The sequence below is a fragment of the Dactylosporangium sp. NPDC000555 genome (genome assembly GCF_040300025.1).
In the GTDB taxonomy this organism is placed as follows: Bacteria; Actinomycetota; Actinomycetes; order Mycobacteriales; family Micromonosporaceae; genus Dactylosporangium.
In genome coordinates, this window is the sequence record NZ_JBEPDB010000020.1 from 16,543 (window position 1) to 33,737 (window position 17,195).

The following is a 17,195-nucleotide window of genomic DNA, read 5'->3' on the forward strand; positions in this document are numbered from 1 at the left end:
CAGCAGGCCCAACTCTGCGCGACGAGCCTGCGCCGCGTCAAGCGCAGGTAGTATCCGGCCGTGCAGGCTGCCAGTGGACGTGACGCCCCGGACCGGTGCCCCGGCGCCGTGCAGGTGCACGAGGCCGCCGACGGCGGGCTCGCGCGCATCCGCCTGCCCGGCGGGCGGCTCACCGCCACGCGGCTGGAGGTGCTGCGCGCGGCCGCCGCGGAGCTGGGCGATCCGGCGCTGGAGCTCACCTCGCGCGGCAATGTGCAGGTCAGGGCGCTGCGGCCGGGCGCGGAGCACGAGCTCGGGGCGCGGCTGAGCGACGCCGGCCTGCTGCCCTCGGCGACGCACGAACGGGTGCGCAACATCGTCGCCAGCCCGCTGAGCGGCGTCGACGGGCGCGGCGAGCTGGACGTGCGGCCGGTCGTGCGCGAGTTCGACGAGCGGCTGTGCGCCACGCCGGAGCTGGCCGGACTGCCCGGCCGGTTCCTGGCCACGATCGACGACGGCCGCGGCGACGTGACCCCGCTGCTCGGCGACGTGGGGCTGCACGGCTCGAGGCTGGTGCTGGCCGGCGCCCCGACCAGCGCCTCCGGCGGGGCCGAGCTGCTGGTCCGGGCCGCCCTGGCCTTCCTGGCGGAGCGGGCCGCGCAGGGCTCCCGGGCCTGGCGGCTCGCGGAGCTCGAGGACGGCCCGGCGCGGGTCGCGGCCCGGCTGGGCACCGCGCTCACGGCCGACGGGACCAATCGCGCGAACCCCGTCGAACCGGGGCTGATCGCCCAGGCCGGCGGGGGCGCCGCCGTGGTCGTGGTCGCGCCGCTCGGGCTTCTCACGGGCGCCCAGTCGGCGGCGCTCGCGGGCGCGGCGAAGGAGATGATCGTCACGCCCTGGCGGACCGTCGTCGTTCCCGCGGTACCGATGGAAGAAGCTGACCCGACCGTCGCCGGACTGGCCGCCACCGGGCTCACCGCCGACCCCGCCTCGCCGTGGGCCGGGGTCACGGCGTGCGCCGGGCGGCCGGGCTGTGCCAAGGCGCTCGCCGACGTCCGCTCGGACGCCCGGGCCGCCGTGGCCGCCGCCGGCGCGCGGGAGCCCGGCGCGGTGCCGGTGCACTGGGTCGGCTGCGAACGGCGCTGCGGCGCGCCGAGAGGAAGGCACGTGGAGATGCTGGCGACGCCCGGCGGGTACCGGAGCGCGGTCGTATGACGCGGCGCAGCGACCTGACGACCGAGTACATCCGCGACGGCGCCGAGATCTACCGGCGCTCGTTCGCCACGATCCGGGCCGAGGCCGACCTGTCCGCGCTGCCCGCCGACGTGGCGCAGGTGACGGTCCGGATGATCCACGCCTGCGGCATGGTCGACCTGCCCGCCGACGTCGGCCACTCCCCCGGTGTCGTCGCGGCCGCGCGCGCGGCGCTGCGGGGCGGGGCGCCGATCCTGTGCGACGCCGAGATGGTCGCGTCGGGGGTGACCCGCGCGCGGCTGCCCCGGGACAACGACGTGGTGTGCACGCTGCGCGATCCGGCCGTACCGGAGCTGGCGGAGCGGCTGGGCACCACGCGCAGCGCGGCGGCCCTCGAACTGTGGCGCGGCCGCATCGACGGCGCCGTCGTCGCCATCGGCAACGCGCCCACCGCCCTGTTCCGGCTGCTCGAACTGGTCGCCGAGGGCGCGGGCACACCGGCCGCGGTGCTGGGCATCCCGGTCGGGTTCATCGGCGCCGCCGAGTCGAAGGCAGCCCTGGCCGGCTCCGGGCTGGAACACCTGGTGGTGCACGGCCGCCGGGGCGGCAGCGCGATGACGGCCGCCGCCGTCAACGCGATCGCGGACGAGAAGGAATGACCACGGTGGACAGCGGCAGGCTCTTCGGTGTCGGTCTGGGCCCCGGCGACCCGGAACTCGTGACGGTCAAGGCCGTCCGGCTCATCGCCGCCGCGCCGGTCGTCGCCTATCACAGCGCCCGGCACGGGCGCAGCATCGCCCGCTCGATCGCCGCGCCCTACCTGCGCGCGGACCAGATCGAGGAGGCCCTCGTCTACCCGGTGACGACCGAGGACACCCCCGACTACCGCGGCGTGATCGAGGAGCACTACGACGCCTGGGCGGCCCGCCTCGCCGCGCACCTCGACGCCGGCCGCGACGTGGTGGTGCTGTGCGAGGGCGACCCGCTCTTCTACGGGTCGTACATGCACATGCACAAGCGGCTCTGCCGGCGGTACCCCACCGAGGTCGTCCCCGGCGTCACGTCCGTGTCCGGCGCGTCGGCCGCGCTGGGCCGCCCGCTCGTCGAGCGCGACGAGATCCTCACCGTGCTGCCCGGCACGCTGCCCACCGACGAGCTCGCCGAGCGCCTGGCCGCCACCGACTCCGCCGCGGTGCTGAAGCTGGGCCGCACGTTCGGCCGGGTCCGCGAGGCGCTCGAGCGCGCCGGCCGGCTCGGCGACGCCTGGTACGTCGAGCGCGCCACCACCACCGGCGAGCGCACCGCCCCGCTGGCCGAGGTGGACCCGGCGACGGTGCCGTACTTCTCCCTGGCCCTGCTGCCCTCGCGCGTGCACGAGGAGACCGCGGCCGCGCTCGCCGAGGCCGCCCCCGCGCCGGCTCAGGGCGAGGTCGTGGTGGTCGGACTGGGGCCCGCCGGCCGCGACTGGCTCACCCCGGAGGCACAGGCCGCGCTCGCCGCCGCCGAGGACCTCGTCGGCTACGGCCCCTATCTGGCGCGGGTCCCGGACAACCCGCGGCAGCGCCGGCACGCCTCCGACAACCGCGTCGAGGCCGAGCGCGCCGAGTTCGCGCTGGCGCTGGCCAAGGAGGGCCGCCGGGTCGCGGTGGTCTCCTCGGGCGACCCGGGCGTCTTCGCGATGGCCGCCGCCGTGCTGGAGGTGGCGGCCGAGCCGCGCTGGAAGGACGTGCCGGTGCGGGTCCTGCCGGGCCTGACCGCCGCGCAGGCGGTGGCGAGCCGGGCCGGCGCTCCGCTGGGCCACGACTTCTGCGTGCTGTCGCTGTCCGACCGGCTCAAGCCGTGGGACGTCATCTCCGCCCGCCTGGAGGCCGCGGCCCGCGCCGACCTGGTCATCGCGGTCTACAACCCGGGCTCGCGCACGCGCACCTGGCAGGTGGAGGCCGCGAAGGAACTGCTGCTGCGCCACCGCGCCGCCGACACCCCGGTCGTGCTCGGCCGCGACGTCGGCGGCCCGGCCGAGTCGGTCCGCGTGGTGCGCCTCGCCGACCTCGACCCGGCCGAGGTGGACATGCGGACTCTGCTCATCTTCGGCTCGTCGCAGACAAGGTTGCAGGACCGCGGCGGCGAGACGCCGGTGGTCTGGACCCCGCGCCGCTACCCCGCCTGAGGCCAGGAATCCTGGTCAACCGAACCGTTCCGCGAGCCGGCTCGATGCCCTACTCGCGCGCCTGGTCCAGGTACTTCTCGTCGGTCAGTGCGGTGGCCGCGGCGAGCAGGCCGGCGTCCAGCCGCCGCACGCCGGCGGCAAGCGCGGCCGACGGCGGTTGTTCCGATTGACGCCCCTGGATCACTATCGACATGGATCAAACCGTTTCGGAATGTCTTCCTCGGACGCCGCCGCGGCCCGCACCACGCGAGAACCGATTCGCCGGAGTTTCCCGGGTTGCGGTAGGGTCCACTCATGTCGGCCGATGTGTCAGAAAACAATCGGGACGGACTCGCTCAGGGTGTGCTGATCATGGTCGTCTTCGGGCTGTCCTGGTCGGTGATCGCGGTCACCGGGCTGAGCGCACCCGCGGCCCTCACCGCGCTCCTGATCATGGCCGCCGCGGCACTGGCCGGTGCGACCTGGTGGACGGCCCGGCGCCTGCGGGCGGGTTCGCCGTCCGGACGGCCGCGACGCGTCTCGCCGAACAGCCGCTCGGTCTTCACCGCGGTCAACGCGGCCCAGTGGGTGCTGATCGTCGCGTCGGTCTTCGTGGTGGTGCGGGCGGGACAGCCGGCGCTGCTCTGGCCGATCGTCGGCCTGATCGTGGGCCTGCACTTCCTGCCGCTGGCCAAGGTGTTCGACGTGTCCGTCTACTGGCTCACCGGCACGCTGATGATGCTCGCAGCCGTGGCCGGGATCGTCGCATTCGCTTACGATGCGAGCAACGGTGCCGTTCGTGCGGTGGTCGGCTTCCCGGCCGCCGTCGTCCTCTGGTCCACCTCGCTGCTGGTCGCCAAGCGGGGCTGACCCTCCGGCTGGAGACGCCGAGATCGGCTGCATTCGTCCAACTGGGTTGACACAGAGTTCGTTGCCCTCGTGCCTCGAGATCGAGGCCCGCCGCGGCATTGGGGCGGATTGCCTGTTCGGTCCGTCGGCACTACGTCAGGGCTGAGTCAGAACCCGGCGGATGGTGGCCGCGACGTACTCGGGATCGTGGTGGTCGCGCAACACGACGACCGTGGAGCCGCCGCCGGCCGGCTCGTCCGGGCGGGTGAACAGCGAGACGACCTGGGCCATGGCCGCGTCCAGCTCGGCGGCCGGGTCCGCGGCGTCGCGGCGCAGCCAGCGGCGCAGGACGTGGTTGTGCGCCGAGACCACGGCGGCGGCCATCAGCTCGGCGCGCAGCGCCGCACCCGGTGCCGGGCCCATCCACTCGGCGATGAACTCGCGGAAGAGCCGCTGGTAGCGCGCGACGCTGGCGATCTCCCGGTCGCGCAGGGCGGCCACCCGGCTGGTCAGCGCGTAGCGGCGCCGGGCGCGGTCGCCCTCCTCGACGTAGCGCAGCAGCACCAGCCGCACCGCGTCGGTCACCGCGACGAGCGCCGTCTCGGCGCTGGAGGTGGCCAGGCGCTCGCGTACGGCCGCGACGAGCCGGTCGTGGTCCGGGAAGATCACGTCCTCCTTGGACCGGTAGTGCCGGAACAGCGTCGTGCGGCCGACGCCCGCGCGGTCGGCGATCTCATCGGCGGTCGTCTGCTCGTAGCCGCGCTCGTCGAACAGGTCCAACGCCGCGTCGACCAAGCGCTCTCGTACGGGGATTCCGGTCACCATGCCATCCTCGCGCATCTCCGGACAGGCTGTTGCCTCGCCGCCATGGGATCTAGTACCGTCATAACGGTACTTGGTACCGCGCCGCTCCGGGAGGGCCCATGTCACCGACATATTCACCCGAGCTCGTGCGCACGGCCGAGCTGTTCGAGTACACCGACCCGGACGAGGCCGAGTCGCTCGAGCGTGATTTCGAGATCGTCCACGCACCGCGCCGCACGGTGCTGTTCCGCGAGGGCGAGACCGCCGACTACCTCTACGTCCTGCTGGACGGCAAGGTGAAGCTCAGCCGCCGCTCCCACGACGGTCGCGAAGGGCTGCTGGCGCTGCTCGGCCCGTCGGACCAGTTCGGCGAGATCGAGCTGCTCGACGGCGGCCCGCGGGTCACCACCGCGACGGTCGTGTCCGGCGCGCGGCTGGCCCGGCTGCATAAGACCGCGCTGTACCGCTGGATCGCCCAGCGCCCGCACGTCGCCGAGCAGCTGCTGCAGGTCGTCGCCCGCCGGATCCGCGGCAACCGGGCCACCGTCCACGACCGGCTGTTCACCGACGTTCCCGGCCGGGTCGCCGGCCAGCTCATCCAGCTCGCCAACCAGTTCGGCGTGGTCGAGGACGGCGCGACGCGGGTCGTGCACGATCTCACCCAGACCGAGCTGGCCCAGTTCGTCGGCGCGTCCCGGGAGTCGGTGAACAAGGTCCTGGCGCAGTACGCGAGCCGCGGCTGGGTCCGGCTGGAGAACAAGTGCATCGTCATCCTCGACGACGCCCCGCTGGCCCGCCGCGCCCAGCACAAGCGCCGCCGCTGACGTCAGCGCCGTGCCGTTTGCCGATCCGGCTTCCCGGTCCCACTCGGTCACGTCGCCATGATCACGGAGTGAACGCGCTGCTTTTTGTACATTTTCACTCCGTGACCATGGCGAACATGATGTCGGGCGGACCCCTTGCCGACGGTGAAGAGCCGGATCGTGGCGGTGCGGGCCGCGATGTGGCTGAGCACGACCGGCGGCGAGGACGAGCAGCCTCGATGCGCCGCTGCCGTACCTGCCCGGCCATCTCCGGGGTCCCAGGCACCATGAAGTTAAGGGAAACGGTGCGCGCGCATTGCCGCGAGCAGCCACGCGAACGCAGGCACGGCCGGCGGCCCCGCATCGGTGGCGTTGAGCCTGCTGAGGAGCTGCCAGTAGCGCTCGATCCGGGAGTCGGCCACCATCTCCAGCCAGGTAACAAGCGCAGCGGCTTCCTCGGCGGGCAGGTCGGCCGGAACGATCCGGTCGAGTGTCTCGCGGCCTTCGACGGAGTCGGGAGCGACGCCGCGCCCGACAGCGCTGCCGGCGTGGGCAAGGACGAGCGGTCGAATGTTCAGCCCGAACTCCAGACGTGTGTCATCGGCGGCGCTCAGCACCATGACACGGAGCTTCTGCCGAAAGTCTCCGTCGGCGACCAGCTCGGCCAGCTCCAGCCAGGCGTCGATCTGCTCGCCGGTGGGATCCTCGCCGAGTTCGGCGGGCAACTCGCGCATCCAGCCGGCAACGACGGCGCTGTCCGGGTCAGCCGTACCGTCGAACGCGCTGTCGACGAAGTCGTCGATGATGCGCTGGCGCTCCTGCGCGGACAGTCTGGCGAGCCTGTTCATCAAGGTCATCTCCTCGGTCGTGCTCTGTCGACGGGCCACGGTGTGCAGGACCGCGCGTCGTAACCGCAGCGTGCGGATCTCCGCATCGAGCGCCTTGACGTGGGCTGCCGCAAGATCGGCCAGCGTGACGTGCCTGGCCAGCAGCGCCCCGACGGCATCGAGACCAAGGCCGAGATCACGCAGAGTTCGAATGAGCTCCAGCCGAGCGACGGCCACCGCGTCGTAGAGTCGATATCCCCCGCTGGAACGGCCGGCCGGCGGTAACACGCCCCGATCCGACCAGAACCGAACGGTCCGGGTCGACACGCCAGCGCGCTGCGCAAGCTGCCCGATCGTGTGGAGATCCGATTCGCGATCCATGTCCCAAGCCTGAAGGTTCCACCGGGTGGAAGCTCAAGCGGACGCGCCCGCAACGGGCCGGGCATACTACGGCCGGCCGCCGGCGGCGGCATTTAATGCACCTCATCGGGGCGGCGGAGGTGCGAAGCTGACCCCATGTACGCATCGGTTCCCGCTCAGGTCGACCTCTCCGCGCTGGAGCACGGGATTCTCGAGTTCTGGCGGGACCGCGACATCTTCGCCCGCACCCTCGAACAGTCCGTCGGGCGGCCGGAGTGGGTGTTCTACGAGGGGCCGCCGACGGCCAACGGGATGCCCGGCGCGCACCACATCGAGGCGCGTGTGTTCAAGGACGTCTTCCCGCGGTACAAGACCATGAAGGGCTTCCACGTCGCGCGGAAGGCGGGGTGGGACTGCCACGGGCTGCCGGTGGAGCTGGCCGTGGAGAAGGAGCTCGGTTTCTCCGGCAAGCAGGATATCGAGGCGTACGGCATCGCCGAGTTCAACGCGAAGTGCCGCGAGTCGGTGACCCGGCACACCGACGCGTTCGGCCGGCTCACCGAGCGCATGGGCTACTGGGTCGACATGGACCGGGCCTATCGGACCATGGATCCGCAGTACATCGAGTCGGTGTGGTGGTCGCTGCGGCAGATCTTCGACAAGGGGCTGCTCGTCGAGGACTTCCGGGTGGCGCCGTGGTGCCCGCGGGACCAGACCGGGCTGTCCGACCACGAGCTGGCCCAGGGCTACGAGACCGTGACGGACCCCTCGGTGTACGTCCGGTTCCCGCTCGTCTCCGGACCCCTCGCGGGCCGCGCGGCGCTGCTGGTGTGGACGACCACGCCGTGGACGCTGGTGTCGAACACGGCCGTCGCCGTGCATCCCGACGTGACGTACGTCGTGGCCACCGACGGCACCGAGTCGCTCGTGGTCGCCGAGCCGCTGCTGGCGAAGGCGCTCGGCGAGGGCTGGGCGCCCACCGGGGAGTCGTTCACCGGCAAGGAGATGGAGCGCTGGGCGTACGAGCGGCCGTTCGCCCTCGTCGAGATGACCGGCGCGCACTTCGTGGTCCTCGGCGCGTACGTGACCACCGAGGACGGCACCGGCCTGGTACACCAGGCGCCCGCGTTCGGCGCGGACGACTTCGCCACCTGCCGGGCGTACGACCTGCCGATGGTCAACCCGGTCCGGCCCGACGGCCGGTTCGAGCCGGGCCTGGCGCTGGTCGGCGGCGCGTTCTTCAAGGACGCCGACGCCGCGCTCGTCGCCGATCTCGCCGCGCGCGGGCTGCTGCTGCGGCATCAGGCGTACGAGCACTCGTACCCGCACTGCTGGCGCTGCCACACGCCGCTGCTGTACTACGCGCAGCCGTCCTGGTACATCCGCACGACGCAGGTCAAGGACGCCCTGGTGCGCGAGAACGAGGCCACCGCCTGGCATCCCGAGTCGGTCAAGCACGGCCGCTACGGCGACTGGCTCACCAACAACGTCGACTGGGCGCTCTCGCGCAGCCGCTACTGGGGCACGCCGCTGCCGATCTGGCGCTGCGAGGAGGGGCACCTGACCTGCGTCGGGTCCCTCGCGGAGCTGGGCGAGCTGGCCGGGCGGGACCTGAGCGGGCTGGACCCGCACCGGCCGTACATCGACGAGGTCACCGTCGCCTGCCGGTGCGGCGCGACGGCGCGGCGGGTGCCGGAGGTGATCGACGCCTGGTACGACTCGGGGGCGATGCCGTTCGCGCAGTACGGCTACCCGCACCGCGACGCCGGCCTGTTCGCCGCACGCTACCCGGCCGACTTCATCTCCGAGGCCATCGATCAGACCCGCGGCTGGTTCTACACGCTGATGGCCGTCGGCACGCTGGTGTTCGACCGCTCGGCCTACCGCAGCGTGGTCTGCCTCGGCCACATCCTGGCCGAGGACGGCCGGAAGATGTCCAAGCACCTCGGCAACATCCTGGAGCCGATGGCGCTGCTGGAGCGGCACGGCGCCGACGCGGTGCGCTGGTTCATGGCGGCGGTGGGCTCGCCCTGGTCGGCGCGGCGGGTGGGGCACACCGCGATCCAGGAGGTCGTGCGCAAGATCCTGCTGACGTACTGGAACACGGTGGCGTTCCAGAGCCTGTACGCGCGTACGGCCGGATGGACGCCGGCGCAGGACGTCCCGGTCGGGAGCCGCCCGGTGCTGGACCGCTGGCTGCTGTGCGACCTCAACATCCTCATCGGCGAGGTCGACGCGGCGATGGCCGGGTTCGACACGCAGCGGGCCGGGCGGCTGCTCGCCGCCTTCGTCGACGACCTGTCGAACTGGTACGTGCGGCGGGCCCGGCGCCGGTTCTGGCGCGGCGACCCGGCCGCGCTGGCCACCCTGCACGAGGCGATCACCGCGGTGACCCTGCTGATGGCGCCGCTCACCCCGTTCGTGACCGAGCGCGTCTGGCAGGACCTCGTGGTGCCCACGACGCCGGCGGCCCCGCCGTCGGTACACCTGGCCGAGTACCCCGTCGCGGACCCGGCGCTGATCGATCGCACGCTGTCGGAGCGGATGGCGCTGGTGCGGCGCCTGGTGGAGATGGGCCGGGCGGCGCGCGCCGACGCGGCGGTGAAGACCCGTCAGCCGCTCGCGCGGGTGCTGGTGTCCGCGCACGCGCTGGACGGCCCCGGCGGCCTCGACGCCGAATTGCTGGAGCTGCTCGCCGACGAGCTGAACGTCCAGTCCGTGGAGCCGCTGCACGGGTCCCTGGTGAACACGTCCGCGAAGGCGAACTTCCGCAGCCTGGGCCGGCGCTTCGGCAAGCGAGTGCAGGAGATCGCCGCGGCGGTCGCGGCCGCGGACGCCGGCGCGCTCGCCGCCGCGCTGCGCGAGACTGGCCGGGCGACGCTGGAGGTCGGCGCGGAGACGGTGACCCTGGAGCCCGACGACGTGTTCCTCACCGAGACGCCGCGCGAGGGCTGGGCGGTGTCCGGCGACTCCGGCCTGACCGTGGCGCTGGACCTGCACATCACGCCGCGGCTGCGCCGGGCCGGCATCGCCCGCGAGGTGATCCGCCAGGTGCAGGAGGCCCGCAAGAGCACCGGCCTGGAGGTCGCCGACCGGATCGAGCTGCGGTACCGGGCCGCGGACGCGGAAACCGCGCAGGCGGTGGCCGAGCACTCCGGTGCGATCGCTCAGGAGGTCCTGGCGACCGTCTTCACGCAGGGGGAGCCGGAGTGGCCGGACGCCGCGGCGCACGAGGTCGGCGGGCTGACGTACTGGCTGCGCAAGGCCTGACCGGAGCGCCCGAGCCTATCGCGGCGCCGTCAGCAGGCCGGGCAGCCGCGCGGCAACCTCCTCCACCGACGGCAGCACCGGCACCCCCGGTGTCACCGGCGGCCGGTCCACGACCACGACCGGGATCTCCAGCGCCCGCGCGGCCTCCAGCTTCGCCGCGGTCATCGCGCCGCCGCTGTCCTTGGTCACCAGGACGCCGATGCCGTGACGCCGCATGAGCCCGATCTCGCCCTCGACGGTGAACGGCCCGCGGTCGAGCACCACCTCCAGGCGCGGCGGCACCGGCGGTACCGGCGGATCCACGCACCGGACCAGGAACCACAGCGACTCCAGGTGCGCGAAGTGCGACAGGCCCTGCCGGCCCGTGGTCAGGAACACCCGCTCGGCCAGGGCGGGCAGCAGGTCCGCCGCCGCCTCCAGCGACGGCACGCGGCGCCAGTCGTCGCCGGGCCGCGCCTCGAAACCGGGCCGGCGCAGCACGACCAGCGGCACCCCGGCCGCCGCGCACGCCCGGGCGGCGTTGTCCGACATGCGCGCCGCGAACGGGTGCGTGGCGTCGACGACGGCGTCGACGCGCTCGGCGCGCAGGTAGCCGGCGAGCCCCTCGGCCCCGCCGAAGCCACCGACGCGAACCTCCCCCGCCGGCAGCGCCGGGTCGGCGACGCGGCCGGCGAGGGAGGAGATCACTCGGTTGGCGGGCAGCAGCACCGAGGCCAGCCGCCGCGCCTCCCCGGTGCCGCCGAGCAGGAGCACGGTGGCCACCGGGGCAGCCTAGCGCCACCGGAGCCGCGGATGTACGCAGCGGCGGCCCCGGAAAGACCGGGGCCGCCGCCGTCAGGTTGTGCCGTACTCGCGGGTGCTTACGGGTAGTTGACCAGGTTGGCCACGTTGCTCGACGAGTTCGCCGTGCCGCCCGTGTTGTTGATGATGCGCGCGATCGTGCCGGTGCCACCGAGGGACACCGTCACCATGTTGTGGAACTTCACGTTCGGGGTCTGGGGCACCTCGAACGAGCGGCCCAGCACGACGCTCGGGTTGCTGCTGAAGTAGCAGTAGCTGCCCAGGCCCCACGCCTCGTGCGTGGTGACGTTCGGGCCGACCTTGTACGCCGCCCAGCCCTGCGCCCCGGCGCCGCTGGACCAGCTGGCCTGGTTCGGCACGTCGTACGGGATCTCGTTCTGGAAGAAGTACGTGCGGCCGCCGTTGCCGTTCCAGATGACCTGGTACTGCTGGTAGTGCTCGACGAACAGGCCGTAGAACGTGACGTTGTTGCCGTTGACCACGAGGCCGTTGGCGGCGGTGTTGATGTTCCAGCCGACGGTGCCGCCGTTGCCGTGGTCGGCGCGCCAGATCCAGGTGTGGTCGCCGATCACGTTGTTGCTGTTGATGCGCAGGCTGACCGTGGCCTTGCCCACCGTGGCGCCACCGATGCGGAAGAACACGTCGTGCAGCGAGGTCGGGTTGGCCGAGTGGTCGGCCGCGGAGCCGGCCGGGCCGACCTCCATGAGCACCTGGGAGTTGGTGGTGCCGGCGTCGAAGAGCACGCCCGCGACCTTCACGCCGTCGACGTCGGCGACGGTCATCGCGGTCACGCCGTTGTCCGGCACGATCGTGGCGAGGCCGAGGCCCAGCACGACGGTGTTGGGGCGGGTGATGCGGATCGTGTCGTTGACGTGGTACACGCCGGGGGTGAAGAGCAGGTTCTGCCCGGCGGCCAGGGCCGCGTTGATGGAGGCGGCGGTGGCGCCCGCCTTGACGATGTAGAACTGGCTGATCGGGAGCGAGCTGCCCGGCTGGTTGCCGCTCTGCCACGAGTTGCCGACCGAGTTGGTGCGCAGGCCGGGCACGAACACCTGGTAGGCGCCGGCGCCGTCGACGTACAGGAACGGCTTCTCGCGCACGATCGGGGTCTGCGCCACGCGGGTGTACGGCGGGTTCGGGAAGTTGCCGTTCGGCGCGTTGGTGTCGCCGACGAAGACCATGTTCCAGTTGGAGCCGGTCCAGCTGCCCATGTTGGTGTTACGGGTGATGAACTGCTGCTGCGAGCCGGAGCGGATCTGCCCGTCGATGGCGGAGTCGGAGATCCAGCCGCCGGACGACCAGCCGCCGTCGTCGAGGATCAGGTTGCCGCGCACGTGCATGCGACGGTACGGCGCGGCCTGGGACACGGCCCAGCGGTCGCTGCCGCCGGTCGGGTTGACCGACAGGTTCTCCGCGGAGCGCCAGAAGTTCTGGGTGGCGTTGCCCTGGAACCAGTCCGCCTCGGCGTGGACGGCGCCGTTGATGGTGACCTGGTCCGGCGACAGGCCGAGGCCCGCGACCTGGGTGTAGAAGCCGACGTTGGCGTCGACGTTGTACGTGCCCGGCCGGAACAGCAGCGCGTAGCGCTGCGGGCCGAACTGGTTGCGCTCCTGGGAGCTGAAGACCGAGTTGAGCTTGCTCTGGATGCTCGACGCCGACATCGACGGGTCGAAGATCGACACGTTGGGGCCGAAGTCCGGGTTGCCGTTGTTCGGCGGCGTGCTGGTGGGCGGGTTGCTGGTGGGCGGCGTGGTGCCGCCCGGGAGGTTCCACTTCTGGTTGGCGCTGGCGAAGCAGTCCCAGATCTGCAGCGGCGTGCCGTCCGCGGAGCTGTTGCCGGTGGCGTCGAGGCACTTGCCGAGGGAGCGCAGGGTGCCGTCGCTGTTCCTCGACCACTGCTGCGCGCCGGTGCCGTTGCAGTCGTAGATCTGCACCTTGGTGCCGTTGGCGTTGCTGGCCGCGGCGACGTCGAGGCACTTGCCCAGGGCGCGGATCGTGCCGTCGTCGCCGACGGTCCACTGCTGAGCGCCGGTGCCGTTACAGGTGTACAGCTGCACCTGTGTGCCGTTGGCGCTGTTGGCACCGGCGATGTCGATGCACTTGCCGCCGACGCCGGTGATCTGCCCGACGGTGGCCGCCGACGCGGTGCTCATGGCGAACGTGCCGATGCCGGCGACGGCCAGGACGGTCGCCGCGGCGGCGAGACCGATCCTCAGGCGGGGCCGTCGCCTGGTCCTGGTGGAGGGGGTCAATGGGGTGTCCCTTCTGGGCGGGAACCCGCGGACCCGGGTCGGGTGGGTCCGGGGCGGGCAATCTGTGAGGTCACCTAACAGATCCACCGGAGGCTATTCTCGCCCCGGACCAGAGTCAATACAAGACTCGAATTAAGGTTCTGGCCTGCGAATTTAAGGTTCGCCCTTAAGACAAAATCTGGCCCGCGCCGCCCGCGGTCTCGTTGACGGACTCGAGCCACGCCTTCATGTCGGTCTTCTTGAGGCCGGTGCCGCCCACGACGACGGTGGTGCCGGCGATGAGGGTCGGGTACATCGAGGCCTGCTCCTGCGCGTACGACTTCGCCGCGTTGGCCGCCTTGAACTCCACGAAGATGGCCTGCTGCCCGCGGTGCGGCATCGCGTCGCCCTTCTTCGCGTAGCAGTCGAACTGCTTGAAGCTGGCGACGGCCGAGCGGTACTTGGCCGGCACGCCCGTGGAGTTGGCGTCCCACTGGCCGAGCGGGCAGTCCGGGTCCTTCGTGAACAGTTCGCCGGTGAGCTTGCCGACGGTGGCGAAGCTGAGCTTCCCCGCCTCGCCGGAGGCGCCGGCCTTGGCCGAGCCCGACGGCGCGGCGCTGCCCGAAGGCCCGCCGGACGCGGCGGCGGAGGCGGTCGGCGCGGCGGAGTTCGCGGCGGCCGGGGCGTCGGACTTCTTGTCGTCGCCGCACGCCGAGGTGAGCAGCAGCGCGGCACAGGCGACGGAGAACACGGGCAGCAGACGCTTCAAAGGCTTCACGGGGATTCGTCTTCCTCATGTGGTACCGCGTGCGGCACGCGATATCGGCGTTGGACGCTGAGCAACGTATGCGCGTCCGGACGCCGTTGAATCCCGGATGTATGCCACCCGACAACGATCGTGTTCTACCTCACTCGCTGACCCGTGAACGGCTGTCGTGCAGTTGACGTAAGCGGTTGCTCAGAGCGGCATTGAGCGGCACGGAGCGGACGGTGCCCCGGCCGTCCGCATACCGGGGCACCCGCTCGTGCGGGCCTCAGCCCTGGTACTGGGCGATCACCCGCGTGTAGTCCCACGCCGCCTGCGAGACGCCACTGCAGGTGTCGGCGCCGCCGCCGGTGCACGGCCGGTCGCGGTTGGCCGACCAGAACGTGAACCGGGCGATGTGGTGCTGCTGGGCGTACGCCAGCATGGTGCGGAAGTCGGCCACGGTGACCGTCTCGGCTCCCGCGACGTCGACACACTTGCCGCCGATGCCGGTGATGGATCCGGTACTGGCGGCGGACGCGGAGCTCATCGCCACCACGCCGACCGCGCCGACGACGGCGAGGACGACGGTGACGAGCGCACCGCGGCGGATCAGGCGGGATCTGCCCATGGAAAGGCCTTTCATTGGGGATTGGCCCGGCAGGGCACCGACTGGGCGGCCGTCTGTTAAGTGCCCTTCCAGATTGAGGGCAGGCTATGACTCGGCTTCCTCGCGAGTCAATAAAAGAGTCGAAAAAAGGCACGCCACCAGGAACTTCGAACGTTGCGTAGACCTGATCGCTACCGTTCGCGTTCGCCGGTCAGGGGCGGGAGGCGCGGCGCAGGAGTTCGGCCATCGGCAGTGTCGCGGCGCCGAACGCGACCGCGTCCGGGCCCAGCTCGCACAGCTCGATCGACACCTGGCCGAACGGGTGCTCCAGCGCCTGTTCCCGCGCCGCCTCGCGGATCTGCGGCAGCAGCGTTGCGCCCAGGGCCAGGCCGGCCCAGCCGCCGAGGACCACTCGCTCGGGGTTGAACAGGTTGACGAGGTTGCCGATCCCGGCGCCCAGGATGCCGGCGGTCTCGGCCAGCGTCTCGGCCGCGGCCGGGGTGCCGGCGGCGATGAGCGCGGTCACGTCGGCGATCTCGCCGTCCGCGGCGGGTCGGGTCGGGTCGAGGGTGTGGTACCGCTCGAGAATGCCCTCGGCGCCGACATAGGCCTCGAGGCAGCCGCGCGCGCCGCAGCGGCACTGACGGCCGCCGTACACGACCGTCGTGTGGCCCCACTCGCCGGCGCTGCTGCTCGCGCCGCGGTACACGGTGCCGTTGGTGATCACGGCGGCGCCCACGCCGGAGCCGACCAGCACGATGACGGCGTTGCCGACGCCGCGCCCGGCGCCGAACCACATCTCGGCCTGGCCCTGGGTCTTCGCGCCGTTCTCGACGAACAGCGGTGCGGTGATGCCGCGCTCGCGCAGCAGGTCGTGGAAGGAGACGCCGCGCCAGCCGAGGGTCGGCGCATACACCCGGGCGGGGTCGGCCTGTTCCACCGTGCCGGGCACGCCGATGCCGATGCCGACCAGCGCACCGGCGTCGGCCCCGGTGAGCACCTCGCGGATGCCGGCCTCGAGCTGCCCGGCGACCGCCGACGGGTCGGGGCGCGAGGACGGCAGCGGCTCGTCGATCGTCGCCAGCCGGTTCATCGCCAGATCGAACAGCTCGACCTTGACGCCCGTCTCCCCCACGTCGGCGCCGACGAGCCGGCCGAAGTCCGGGTTGACCCGCAGCAGCACCCGCGGGCGGCCGCCGTCGGACTCGATCAGGCCGGCCTCGATGATCAGCCCCTCGTGCAGCAGCTCGGCGGTGACGCTGCTCGCCGTCGCGGCGCTCAGTCCGGTGATGCGGCTCAGGTCGTGCCTGCTCAGCGGCCCCCTGAAAAACAACTCCGACAGCAGCGTCGAACGATTACGCCGGCGCATGTCACGCGTCGTCGCGCGCTCGACCTCGATGCGCACCACCGCAGTCCGGCCCTCCCCGTTGATCCCTCGGTAGCGATCGTGTCACGCGAACGAATGCGCGTCGACACCGAGGGGGGTCACCGGCGGCGCAGCCTGCGGGCGACGGCGGACACCAGGCCGAGCGCCACCACCACGAATGCCCCGGTCAGCAGCGCGACGCGGGCCCGCCGGTCGCGCACCGGGCCCGAGACCGTCGACGCCGGTGCCGATGCGCCGCTGTCGCGCGCCGGCCGCGGAGCGCTCGGTGAGGGCTCGCGTTCCGGCCGGTACCGCAGGATGCTCACCGGCCCCTGCTGGTCCGACACGGTCAGGAAGCTCTCGCCGTCCGGCGTGTATGCGATGGCCTCGCCCTGCGGCTCGCCGGGCAGCGGCGTGACCCTCGGCGTGCCGGTCGTGATCGCCCGCGCCACGTCGCCGTCGGTGACGTCGAACTCATAGGCGTCGGCATAGGTGCGCACGACCGCCCTCGTGCCGTCGGGCGACACCGCCGCGCCGGTGATGAAGGCGCTGCCGAGGAAGCCGAACGGGTTTTCGGTGCCACTGTGCGAGGGCTTGAAGTGGCCGATCAGCGTGAGCGGCGCGCCCTCGGCGTTGTCCGTCGGCAGCGGGGTGTCCAGCCGGTACACCTCGCCGGCCGGGTCCTTGGTGACGATCACGGGCCGGCCGGCGCCGTCGATGAGCAGCGCCTCGGCGTCGCGGGGCACGCCGTCGGGATACCGCAGCCGATGGATCCTCATGGTCTTCGACCCGGGCCGCAGGGTCCACAGCGCGATCGTGTCGCGGCGTTTGCCGGAGCCGCCGAACAGCGGGCTGTTGTCGCCGATGTCGGCGATCCAGACCACGCCCTGGCGGTCGACGGCGAGGTCCTCGGGGTCGCGGGCGGTCGTCGGGTATCCCACGCTGCGCGTCACGGAGCAGTCCGGGCCGAGGTAGAACAGGCGCATCCGGCGCGGCTCGGGGTTGGAGTCGTTCTGCACCAGGTAGCCGCCGCCGGGCAGCGCGGCGAGCCCGGACACCTCGACGACGGCCGGGTCGGTGATCCGGCAGACCTCCTGGGCGCCCCCGGCCCGGGCGGCGGCCGGCGCGCCGGGCAGCACGACGGACAGGGCGACGACCGTCAGGATCACCGCCCACCGCATGCTCGCAGTCTGGCAGAGCGAAGCTCGCC

At 72.4% G+C, this 17,195-nt stretch carries 15 protein-coding genes; 6 read left to right on the forward strand and 9 right to left on the reverse strand.

Features of this window, described 5'->3' with window-relative positions; translation table 11 throughout:
- Nucleotides 1–60 precede the first annotated feature (60 nt).
- From ABT297_RS15225 to ABT297_RS15235, 3 genes are read left to right on the forward strand one after another with little or no spacing between them, the layout of a single operon-like run.
- Nucleotides 61–1,194 (forward strand): ferredoxin-like domain-containing protein, encoded by a 1,134-nt coding sequence (locus tag ABT297_RS15225; RefSeq protein ID WP_350549151.1) that lies wholly within the window; start codon nucleotides 61–63, stop codon nucleotides 1,192–1,194.
- A complete protein-coding gene (locus ABT297_RS15230) occupies nucleotides 1,191–1,832 on the forward strand; it encodes a precorrin-8X methylmutase (RefSeq protein ID WP_350549153.1) in 642 nt (213 codons plus the stop codon). The genes ABT297_RS15225 and ABT297_RS15230 overlap by 4 nt, the downstream gene beginning before the upstream one ends.
- On the forward strand, nucleotides 1,829–3,340 hold the full coding sequence (locus ABT297_RS15235) for a precorrin-2 C(20)-methyltransferase (protein WP_350549155.1): 1,512 nt from the start codon (nucleotides 1,829–1,831) through the stop codon (nucleotides 3,338–3,340). Before ABT297_RS15230 ends, ABT297_RS15235 begins: the two co-directional genes overlap by 4 nt.
- 49 nt (nucleotides 3,341–3,389) lie before the next feature.
- Here the strand turns inward: ABT297_RS15235 and ABT297_RS15240 are convergent, their stop codons facing one another.
- Nucleotides 3,390–3,533, reverse strand: coding sequence for a hypothetical protein (locus ABT297_RS15240; RefSeq protein ID WP_350549157.1), 144 nt, complete (start codon nucleotides 3,531–3,533; stop codon nucleotides 3,390–3,392).
- Nucleotides 3,534–3,634: 101 nt separating this feature from the next.
- On the opposite strand from ABT297_RS15240, the gene ABT297_RS15245 reads away from it, so the two are divergent.
- Nucleotides 3,635–4,189, forward strand: coding sequence for a hypothetical protein (locus ABT297_RS15245; RefSeq protein ID WP_350549159.1), 555 nt, complete (start codon nucleotides 3,635–3,637; stop codon nucleotides 4,187–4,189).
- A 135-nt stretch (nucleotides 4,190–4,324) separates the two neighbouring features.
- Here ABT297_RS15245 and ABT297_RS15250 read toward each other — a convergent pair whose 3' ends face one another.
- Nucleotides 4,325–5,008, reverse strand: coding sequence for a TetR/AcrR family transcriptional regulator (locus tag ABT297_RS15250; RefSeq protein ID WP_350549161.1), 684 nt, complete (start codon nucleotides 5,006–5,008; stop codon nucleotides 4,325–4,327).
- 83 nt (nucleotides 5,009–5,091) lie between these two features.
- Here ABT297_RS15250 and ABT297_RS15255 point away from each other — a divergent pair, with 83 nt between their 5' ends.
- Complete coding sequence (locus tag ABT297_RS15255) at nucleotides 5,092–5,796, forward strand: Crp/Fnr family transcriptional regulator (RefSeq protein ID WP_350549163.1); 705 nt, start codon at nucleotides 5,092–5,094, stop codon at nucleotides 5,794–5,796.
- Nucleotides 5,797–6,068: 272 nt separating this feature from the next.
- Here the strand turns inward: ABT297_RS15255 and ABT297_RS15260 are convergent, their stop codons facing one another.
- Nucleotides 6,069–6,983, reverse strand: coding sequence for a helix-turn-helix domain-containing protein (locus ABT297_RS15260; protein ID WP_350549165.1), 915 nt, complete (start codon nucleotides 6,981–6,983; stop codon nucleotides 6,069–6,071).
- 135 nt (nucleotides 6,984–7,118) lie between these two features.
- Between ABT297_RS15260 and ileS the strand changes: the two genes are divergently transcribed.
- Nucleotides 7,119–10,232, forward strand: a complete 3,114-nt coding sequence (gene ileS, locus ABT297_RS15265; protein ID WP_350549167.1) for an isoleucine--tRNA ligase — start codon at nucleotides 7,119–7,121, stop codon at nucleotides 10,230–10,232.
- Nucleotides 10,233–10,247: 15 nt separating this feature from the next.
- Here the strand turns inward: ileS and ABT297_RS15270 are convergent, their stop codons facing one another.
- From ABT297_RS15270 to ABT297_RS15295, 6 genes are all read right to left on the reverse strand, one after another.
- The gene (locus ABT297_RS15270) at nucleotides 10,248–10,994 is read right to left on the reverse strand and encodes a cobalt-precorrin-6A reductase (RefSeq protein WP_350549169.1); all 747 of its coding nucleotides are present in this window, start codon (nucleotides 10,992–10,994) and stop codon (nucleotides 10,248–10,250) included.
- Between the two features lie 98 nt (nucleotides 10,995–11,092).
- On the reverse strand, nucleotides 11,093–13,285 hold the full coding sequence (locus ABT297_RS15275; protein ID WP_502885571.1) for a pectate lyase-like domain-containing protein: 2,193 nt from the start codon (nucleotides 13,283–13,285) through the stop codon (nucleotides 11,093–11,095).
- A gap of 166 nt (nucleotides 13,286–13,451) precedes the next feature.
- Complete coding sequence (locus ABT297_RS15280; RefSeq protein WP_350549171.1) at nucleotides 13,452–14,042, reverse strand: hypothetical protein; 591 nt, start codon at nucleotides 14,040–14,042, stop codon at nucleotides 13,452–13,454.
- 256 nt (nucleotides 14,043–14,298) lie between these two features.
- Nucleotides 14,299–14,640, reverse strand: a complete 342-nt coding sequence (locus ABT297_RS15285) for a glycoside hydrolase family 18 protein (RefSeq protein ID WP_350549173.1) — start codon at nucleotides 14,638–14,640, stop codon at nucleotides 14,299–14,301.
- Between the two features lie 190 nt (nucleotides 14,641–14,830).
- Nucleotides 14,831–16,027 (reverse strand): ROK family protein, encoded by a 1,197-nt coding sequence (locus ABT297_RS15290; protein ID WP_350549175.1) that lies wholly within the window; start codon nucleotides 16,025–16,027, stop codon nucleotides 14,831–14,833.
- Nucleotides 16,028–16,104: 77 nt separating this feature from the next.
- Nucleotides 16,105–17,166: an NHL repeat-containing protein gene (locus ABT297_RS15295; RefSeq protein ID WP_350549177.1), complete on the reverse strand. Its 1,062-nt coding sequence runs from the start codon at nucleotides 17,164–17,166 to the stop codon at nucleotides 16,105–16,107.
- Between the last annotated feature and the right edge of the window lie 29 nt (nucleotides 17,167–17,195).

Excerpts from the sequence above, each read along its gene's own strand:
- ABT297_RS15230 (WP_350549153.1), top strand. The coding sequence starts at position 1,191 with ATGACGCGGCGCAGCGACCTGACGACCGAGTACATCCGCGACGGCGCC.
- ABT297_RS15235 (WP_350549155.1), top strand. The coding sequence starts at position 1,829 with ATGACCACGGTGGACAGCGGCAGGCTCTTCGGTGTCGGTCTGGGCCCC.
- ABT297_RS15240 (WP_350549157.1), bottom strand. The coding sequence starts at position 3,533 with ATGTCGATAGTGATCCAGGGGCGTCAATCGGAACAACCGCCGTCGGCC.
- ABT297_RS15245 (WP_350549159.1), top strand. The coding sequence starts at position 3,635 with ATGTCGGCCGATGTGTCAGAAAACAATCGGGACGGACTCGCTCAGGGT.
- ABT297_RS15250 (WP_350549161.1), bottom strand. The coding sequence starts at position 5,008 with ATGCGCGAGGATGGCATGGTGACCGGAATCCCCGTACGAGAGCGCTTG.
- ABT297_RS15255 (WP_350549163.1), top strand. The coding sequence starts at position 5,092 with ATGTCACCGACATATTCACCCGAGCTCGTGCGCACGGCCGAGCTGTTC.
- ABT297_RS15260 (WP_350549165.1), bottom strand. The coding sequence starts at position 6,983 with ATGGATCGCGAATCGGATCTCCACACGATCGGGCAGCTTGCGCAGCGC.
- ileS (WP_350549167.1), top strand. The coding sequence starts at position 7,119 with ATGTACGCATCGGTTCCCGCTCAGGTCGACCTCTCCGCGCTGGAGCAC.
- ABT297_RS15285 (WP_350549173.1), bottom strand. The coding sequence starts at position 14,640 with ATGGGCAGATCCCGCCTGATCCGCCGCGGTGCGCTCGTCACCGTCGTC.
- ABT297_RS15295 (WP_350549177.1), bottom strand. The coding sequence starts at position 17,166 with ATGCGGTGGGCGGTGATCCTGACGGTCGTCGCCCTGTCCGTCGTGCTG.